This window comes from Xenorhabdus sp. Sc-CR9 (assembly GCF_963897815.1).
Taxonomy (GTDB): domain Bacteria; phylum Pseudomonadota; class Gammaproteobacteria; order Enterobacterales; family Enterobacteriaceae; genus Xenorhabdus.
The window spans coordinates 1-7692 of the sequence record NZ_CAWQTY010000243.1 but is presented as its reverse complement, the minus strand read 5'-3'; the positions used below and the strand labels follow the sequence as shown (position 1 = coordinate 7692).

The 7692-nt window shown below is 43.6% G+C and carries 7 protein-coding genes; all 7 read left to right on the top strand.

Going from position 1 to position 7692, the window contains the following annotated elements; genetic code table 11:
* The first annotated feature begins 521 nt into the window (after positions 1–521).
* The 7 genes from AACQ81_RS19280 (at position 522) to panP (ending at position 6873) form a co-directional block, all read left to right on the top strand.
* The gene (locus AACQ81_RS19280; RefSeq protein ID WP_237388284.1) at positions 522–836 is read left to right on the top strand and encodes a phage holin, lambda family; all 315 of its coding nucleotides are present in this window, start codon (positions 522–524) and stop codon (positions 834–836) included.
* Entirely contained in the window at positions 836–1231 is a 396-nt protein-coding gene (locus tag AACQ81_RS19275) for a structural protein (RefSeq protein WP_237388283.1), read from the top strand. The genes AACQ81_RS19280 and AACQ81_RS19275 overlap by 1 nt, the downstream gene beginning before the upstream one ends.
* Positions 1232–1588: 357 nt before the next feature.
* On the top strand, positions 1589–2698 hold the full coding sequence (locus AACQ81_RS19270) for an S-(hydroxymethyl)glutathione dehydrogenase/class III alcohol dehydrogenase (protein ID WP_237388282.1): 1110 nt from the start codon (positions 1589–1591) through the stop codon (positions 2696–2698).
* A gap of 100 nt (positions 2699–2798) precedes the next feature.
* Positions 2799–3629 carry an S-formylglutathione hydrolase gene (fghA, locus tag AACQ81_RS19265; RefSeq protein ID WP_237388281.1) on the top strand — a complete coding sequence of 277 codons (831 nt, stop codon included), beginning with the start codon at positions 2799–2801 and terminating at the stop codon, positions 3627–3629.
* Positions 3630–3939: 310 nt separating this feature from the next.
* Positions 3940–4473, top strand: a complete 534-nt coding sequence (locus tag AACQ81_RS19260; protein ID WP_237388280.1) for a hypothetical protein — start codon at positions 3940–3942, stop codon at positions 4471–4473.
* A gap of 206 nt (positions 4474–4679) precedes the next feature.
* A complete protein-coding gene (locus AACQ81_RS19255; protein WP_237388279.1) occupies positions 4680–5087 on the top strand; it encodes a thioesterase domain-containing protein in 408 nt (135 codons plus the stop codon).
* Positions 5088–5193: 106 nt separating this feature from the next.
* On the top strand, positions 5194–6873 hold the full coding sequence (panP, locus tag AACQ81_RS19250; protein WP_237388278.1) for a pyridoxal-dependent aspartate 1-decarboxylase PanP: 1680 nt from the start codon (positions 5194–5196) through the stop codon (positions 6871–6873).
* The last annotated feature ends 819 nt before the right edge of the window (positions 6874–7692 follow it).

Sequence of the window (7692 nt, the reverse complement as noted above, 5' to 3'; positions counted from 1 at the left end):
ATTCCAATGGAGATCTGTTAACATAGCTCGCGGCATGATGGTGAGGTCTGGTTGTTTTTTGGCGAAAGTAATTATACCAAATCATTATGCTGCCTAATAATCCCTCGCAAAACGTCAACACGCCCTAATAACCTATAAAAAATTAACTGGTTATTTAACCTAAATGACACTTTACATTTTTCAAAATGTCATCCTTTCCATTGGAATTCCACCAAAAAATACACATCCCACGCGGCGAAAAATAAGGAGTTCTCATAATTTGTGTGTATCACTAATAAAAACGGAGACTGAAGTGAGCATTGCTTTTCAATGAATTAGTAAGAGCCAGTGCACAACGGCATCACAATGTGGATTTTCTTTACTGACGTTACTATGGAGAAGTACGGGATGTCATTAAGTAGGTGCTGGAAACTGAATCCTGATTGAGCCGATTTGAGTGCAGTTTTGCCTTATGCCTCTGAGATTATGTGACCTTAAAACCCTGCTTCTGTGATACCCATCATTCAATTATGGAATTAATGATGAAAGAACATCCTGATTTATGGGTCGATGTACTGAACAGTCTGAGAGACACATGGCCACAGATATCCGGTTCTATTTTAGCCATCATGATTTGTTATGGCCGCCTGATTTATGACGGTGTAGAGCGGAAAAATCGCTGGGTAGAACCGCTACTGTGTGGTGCACTGTCGTGGGGATTTTCCAGCGCACTGGAATTCTTTGGTATTCCAAGCAGCGTTTCACCTGCGCTTGGCGGCGCCGTCGGTTTTATCGGTGTGGAAAAAATTCGAGAATTTGCGATACGCGCAATCAATAAACGTTTAGGAGATAAATAATGACAAGAGGGATTCGTAATCACAATCCGGGCAATATCCGCCACGGTGATAAATGGCAGGGTTTGCGTGATACACAGACAGACAAATCGTTTTGTCAGTTTGTGGCTCCAGAATATGGCATACGTGCAATGCTGAAAATTCTGCGTAATTATGAACGCAAATACGGGGATAACACGATTTACCAGTTTATTTCCCGTTGGGCACCACCCAATGAAAATGATACTCAGGGTTATATTGCTTATGTTTGTAAAGCAGTCGGCGTCGTCAGCAGCACTGTAGTCGATGTGGAAAATGTTGCCACAATGAACCTTTTGGTTAAAGCCATCATTAAAATGGAAAACGGTCAGCAACCTTATTCCGATGAAACCTTTAAACGGGCATTTGAATTGTTATAAAGCCCGGTTTGAATATAACCACCGCCAGAAAACTGACGGTGGTTTTTAATGGATATTTCTTTTCCTATCACCTTTCTCCTGACAGGGAAATCACATTCTCTGAAATGTATTCAATAAATTATTACAATCCATTCCAATCTGTCATTCAACAATAACAATCTTATCCCGGAAGGGAATAATCCCAATATGTTTCCCACTCTCCCCTGCCAAAATGGTACTTAGATCACAGTTACCACCATATATCAGCCACCAATTGTCAAATTTGCGGTACAACGACTCCCGATGCCGCTATTTGGCATTGGGTTTTGAACGGGCAATTTAACATTCACTTTTTACATCAAGGAAAAGAGGAATTCTATGAAATCACGCGCTGCCGTTGCCTTTGGGCCAAACAGACCTCTTGAAATTGTCGAAATTGACGTCGCGCCACCGGAAGCGGGTGAAGTGATGATAAAAATCAGCCATACGGGTGTCTGCCATACAGATGCCTTTACCCTTTCTGGTGATGATCCCGAAGGCCTATTCCCTGTTGTGTTAGGACACGAAGGAGCCGGAGTGGTGGTCAACGTTGGTGCAGGCGTAACCAGTGTAAAACCCGGCGACCATGTTATTCCATTATATACAGCTGAATGCGGCAAATGTGAGTTCTGCCAGTCCGGTAAAACTAACCTTTGTATCGCGGTACGTGATACTCAGGGAAAGGGTCTCATGCCAGATGGTACAACCCGTTTCTCTTATCAGGGTCAGCCTATTTATCATTACATGGGATGCTCCACATTCAGCGAATATACTGTTGTCGCGGAGGTCTCACTCGCCAAAATCAACCCAGAGGCAAATCATGAACATGTCTGCCTGCTGGGCTGCGGTGTAACTACCGGTATCGGTGCCGTACATAATACTGCCAAAGTACAACCGGGGGATTCTGTGGCCGTTTTCGGCCTTGGTGGAATAGGCCTTGCCGTTATTCAGGGCGCTCGTCAGGCAAAGGCAGGCCATATTATTGCCATTGACACAAATCCCGCTAAATTTGAATTAGCCAAACAATTTGGTGCAACTGAGTGCATCAATCCAAATGATCATGATAAACCTATCCAGCAAGTCATTATTGATATGACCAAATGGGGGGTTGATCATACTTTCGAATGCATCGGTAACGTCAACGTTATGCGTGCCGCCCTCGAAAGTGCGCATCGCGGCTGGGGTCAATCAGTGATAATCGGTGTGGCTGGAGCCGGACAGGAAATTTCTACCCGACCATTCCAGCTTGTTACAGGCCGTACATGGAAAGGCACTGCCTTCGGTGGTGTGAAAGGCCGCAGCCAGTTGCCCGGAATGGTAGAAGATGCCATGAAAGGTGACATTGAACTTGCACCTTTTGTCACCCACACTATGCCTCTGGAAGAGATTAATGATGCCTTCGGCCTGATGCATGAAGGCAAATCCATCCGTACTGTCATTCACTATTGATTCAATCTTGATTGAAGTGAGCAAACCGTGTTGCAAGCCAACACGGTATATGACAAATCATCGAACGCCCATTACAGAAAATCACGTAAGGACGAAAATAATGGAAAGAATCGAACACTACGCCAGTTTTGGTGGATGGCAGGATGTTTATCAACACACTTCAACAGTTTTGAACTGCCAAATGCGCTTTTCAATTTTCCTGCCTCCCCAAATAACAGAAAGAAAATTACCCGTACTATATTGGCTCTCGGGATTGACCTGCACAGACCAGAATTTCACGACAAAAGCAGGTGCTCAACGTTACGCTGCTGAACATGGCATCGTTATTGTTGCTCCAGATACCAGCCCACGCGGTGATGATGTTGCTGATGACCCTGCGTTTGATCTTGGAAAAGGTGCCAGTTTTTACCTCAACGCCTCGGAGCAACCCTGGGCTACCCATTATCATATGTACGATTATATTGTTTCGGAATTGCCTGAATTAATAGAAGCACATTTTGCAGTGACTAATATCCGCTCGATCAGCGGGCACTCAATGGGAGGCCATGGTGCAATGATTATCGCATTAAAAAATCCGGGACGTTATTGCAGCGTATCCGCATTTTCCCCCATTGTTGCCCCCTCTCAGGTTCCGTGGGGAACAAAAGCATTTTCCACTTATCTTGGCGAAGACATTAATGAATGGAAGCAATATGACACAGTAGAGTTGATCAAACATGCGCAAGTACAGCTCCCCATTCTGATTGATCAGGGACTCAGTGATAATTTTCTGGGTAGCCAGTTACGCCCTGACTTATTGCTGGAAGTTTGTAATGCAATCAATTACCCAGTGACCATAAATTTTCGTCAGGAGTATGATCACAGCTATTACTTTATCTCCAGTTTTATCAAAGATCACATTGCCTATCATGCACAGGCAATGCAATGCTGAGTTGAATACAGTTAAGTTTCAGGCTGAATAATGTATGGGGTGTCTATCTTTAAAGCTAATGTAAATTACAGAAATTCAATAAATATCAGTCACATCTCTAACAGCTTACTCAGACACTTCACTAAAAAAGATACAATGGGAGCGTCAGAATTATCCTTTCCCGAAGTCAGTCTCGTTCATACAACCCGCTGCCAAAGCAGCATGCTCCATCATTAAATATAAAGTTGGTTTAAAAAATCTTGCTGAAATCTTAGGTAACATTTCCATATGGGCTGTGGAGAGTTAAATATCGCAAATACAGAGGAATACCATGTACGTCAAATATATAGGGGAAGATATTCCCCAACATCATTTAGTTAAAAACAAAATTTATAAACTCACAGAGCAAGATGACGGCAAGTATCTCATTAATGGCGTCTTTGTTCACTCCAATACAGTAGTTGCTGCATACCCTCACCCACACGCAGATATCATTGCAGAATACGCAAAATTTGCTATCGAAAACGATGAACCGTGGCGCTTCTTCCAATACCGTAAATACGTTGGAACAAGCTGGCAGGACTGTGCTAAACCCCTGACCTTCAACTCTGAGTGGGAATACAAACTCAAACCCAATCCCCAAACCATTCGTATCGGTGAGTGGGATGTCCCTGTACCTGAAAGAAAACCGCTACTCAAAGGTACAACATACTATGTTCCGGATCTTTTGACTGAAAATTTTACCGATCCGCTTGTATGGGATAACAGCCATCTGGATTTGCGTTTACTCAATAGAGGATTAGTACACCTTACCGCAGATGCCGCAAATACCCATGCATGCGCCCTTCTTTCTTTCATTAAGTGAGCAGGGAAAACGAGCATGCTGTTCTCCGATAATAAAAGGAACTTGAGGCTGTCTCCGTAAATGTCATTCGCCTGAAGTCTGGGTAAAAATCAAACCCATCGCCTGTTCCAAAATCAGTATTTTCGGTTAATAAAAAATCGGAACAGGCATAAATAAAATCATTCAATCGGGTCGAGACGATAATGGAGCTAATTGATATTTATAATATGATATTAAGTCAACCTCTCCCGCTCACAGGACGAGATTTTGATAATCTTGAACCGAATGAACAGACTCAGTATCTGCATGGTGCGTTGGTGAAAGTCGGTCTTTTCCCCGCGAAAACACCAATATCACTGTTGCAAGGTATCATTCGTGTCATGCAGGCCAACCTGAACACCAGTTACCAGCCCCGCACTCGTTATGAAGACGTTGTTCATTTAATCAACGCAGAAAAGGGCGATACAAATGAAAGGAAAATGCGTGAAACTCAGTGGGGCTATCATGTTACTCAACTAAACACAATGCTTGTGCCCGGTAATCACATGACTATGTCGTCCACATCACAGGTTGAGCAATGGATAATGACGTTATGGCAGAAATTAAATTATATAAACAACCCATTACTTAAATAATGGCTTATAAATCTCTCGTAGCTGGCAAGACCGCAGTATAATCTTTAACCGCAAAGCAGAAACCGCCCTGACTCAGGGCGGATGAGTGACTCAAAAGAGGCAAACTATGCTGCATTTTCTTGATAGTCTGAATCTCGACGAGGCAGATAAAATGGCGCTTGATACTTCCTGCCTGAATGAACAGGAATGGCAGGCGCTGCTCAATCAATTTATCTCTCATGCTGATGGAACAGAACTATTCGAACTGGAAACAGACATCGCAGGTGACCCTGTAACTTATTGTCATCGCGAGTTAAATAAGCCGATATGCGAACTGGCCGAACTTGAGAAAATGTTCTCTTCGGTCAGTATTCCGGAATTCCCGGTTGAAACCGCAGCCTATGCCCGGCATTTAAGCGACGATATTCTCAATCACGTTGTGCCCGTCTCATCACCAACGTTTGTTGGCCATATGACATCTGCCCTCCCTAATCACTTACCTGTGCTCGGCAAGATATTGACCGCATTGAATCAAAATCTGGTCAAGCTGGAAACATCGCATGTGTTAACCGCACTGGAACGCCAAGTGTTGGGGATGATGCACAAACTGGTATATAACCGTGATGATAACTTCTATCAGCAATGGCTTCATAACAGTGAGCATGCTCTGGCAACATTCTGTTCTGGAGGAACACTGGCTAACTTAACCGCCATGTGGGCGTGCCGGAATCAACTCATGCCCGCCAATGGCGACTTTGCCGGTCTTGCACGTGAAGGGCTGGCCAGAGGGATGCTTCATTATGGCTACAGTGGATTAGCGATTCTGGTGTCAGAACTGGGACACTATTCGTTGAAAAAAACGGTGGATGTACTTGGTCTGGGACAGGACGCACTGGTAAAAGTCAATACTGATAGAGACGGACGGATCTGTATTAATGCCCTGCTGACACAATTGCAGAATCTGCGCCAACGCAATATCAAGCCGATGGCCATTATCGGGATTGCCGGTACGACAGAAACCGGTGCTATCGATCCGTTGAACACTCTGGCGGATATCGCTGAACAAGAGCAATGTCATTTCCATGTCGATGCTGCTTGGGGAGGTGCCAGTTTGTTGTCAGAACGTTATCGGCATTTATTCGCAGGTATTGAAAGAGCTGATACAGTCACCATTGATGCCCACAAACAAATGTATGTCCCAATGGGTGCAGGCATGGTGCTGTTCAGTCAGCCTACCCTGACTGATGCCATTGCCCAACATGCCAACTACATTTTACGCAAGGGGTCTAAAGATCTTGGGAAACATACTTTGGAAGGCTCTCGCAGCGCAATGTCACTGATGTTACACAGTAACTTACACCTGCTAGGCCGACGGGGATTGAGTCACCTGATAGATACCAGCATTGAGAAAGCACGCCAATTTGCTGATCTTATCCGCCAACAAGAAGATTTCGAATTAATCAGCGAACCCCAACTCTGCTTGCTGACCTACCGATACGTACCTCGTGCGGTGTTACAAGAACTACGCGAAGGGTCTGAAACCGTGAAACAGAAGCTGCATGAAACGCTCAATGCTCTCAACCAAAGTATCCAAGCCATGCAATGGAATGCAGGGAACTCTTTTGTTTCACGCACCTGTATCAATCCGGTGCAATGGGCCAGACAACCAACTATTGTTTTTCGTGTTGTACTGGCTAACCCACTGACAACATTTGAAATACTTGAGAATATGCTGGAAGAGCAACGCCAACTGGCTCAACGAAGCCCATATTGGCAGGATTTACACCCAACAGAACGCGGGGGTTAACACAGCGACGAATTAACCTTCCGTCTATTCGTTTTGTTTACACCTCAATTATCAACCATGCCGTGTCGGTGATGAAGTATATGGGCAGAATTAATCAGTCCAGTGTGTTAGCTCGTCATCGATGATGTAGTCCGCCTCTTCCTGATAGAGAATTTCACCTTCATCGACATGTTCAAGGGACGCACCCGTCTAACCACGTAACGGCGTTTACTGTTCCATTGTTCCCCAAAAAACCAGTAATTGATGAATAAAGAGGTGAGAGAGAAATTATATTGATAGAGATAACATACCCTGATATTATTGATAATGGTTATCATTATCATCTTATGCATAAATACTTGGTTTATTATTTTAGAGGGGGCGATTTGAAATTTTAATAGTTAAATGTCTCGATTATTTATTACACACATAAAATACAGGTCTATTATTTTAGGCTCTTTTATCTTTCTATATCTGAAAGATCTTTTCTGTGGAAATTACATCAATTTTTAATAAGACAGGAATAATTATGAGGTTAAGGAACAATCTATTATTATTGCTTTTAGTTTCAGCAAATAGCTACGCACAAAATGATAACTATGTTATTACCCCATTAGGGCTTTCCACTCAAGTACAATTCGCAGGCATAACCGATAAAGGTGAGATATTTGCAAATACGCGAGACCCTATATTTGGCACATCCTGGGAAGGGGCAGGGCACGAGCATACTTTGATTAACATTCAGCCAAAGAAAACTTGGGCGCGGTAATCATCACACCAGCTGGCTTTTTTAAGCTTATTTCTTTGGCTTGGTGCCCCGCAATCACATTGCTTGACCAT

Coding starts and splice junctions, on each gene's coding strand:
- AACQ81_RS19275 (WP_237388283.1), top strand. CDS start 836: ATGACAAGAGGGATTCGTAATCACAATCCGGGCAATATCCGCCACGGT.
- AACQ81_RS19260 (WP_237388280.1), top strand. CDS start 3,940: ATGTACGTCAAATATATAGGGGAAGATATTCCCCAACATCATTTAGTT.
- AACQ81_RS19255 (WP_237388279.1), top strand. CDS start 4,680: ATGATATTAAGTCAACCTCTCCCGCTCACAGGACGAGATTTTGATAAT.
- AACQ81_RS19280 (WP_237388284.1), top strand. CDS start 522: ATGAAAGAACATCCTGATTTATGGGTCGATGTACTGAACAGTCTGAGA.
- AACQ81_RS19270 (WP_237388282.1), top strand. CDS start 1,589: ATGAAATCACGCGCTGCCGTTGCCTTTGGGCCAAACAGACCTCTTGAA.
- fghA (WP_237388281.1), top strand. CDS start 2,799: ATGGAAAGAATCGAACACTACGCCAGTTTTGGTGGATGGCAGGATGTT.
- panP (WP_237388278.1), top strand. CDS start 5,194: ATGCTGCATTTTCTTGATAGTCTGAATCTCGACGAGGCAGATAAAATG.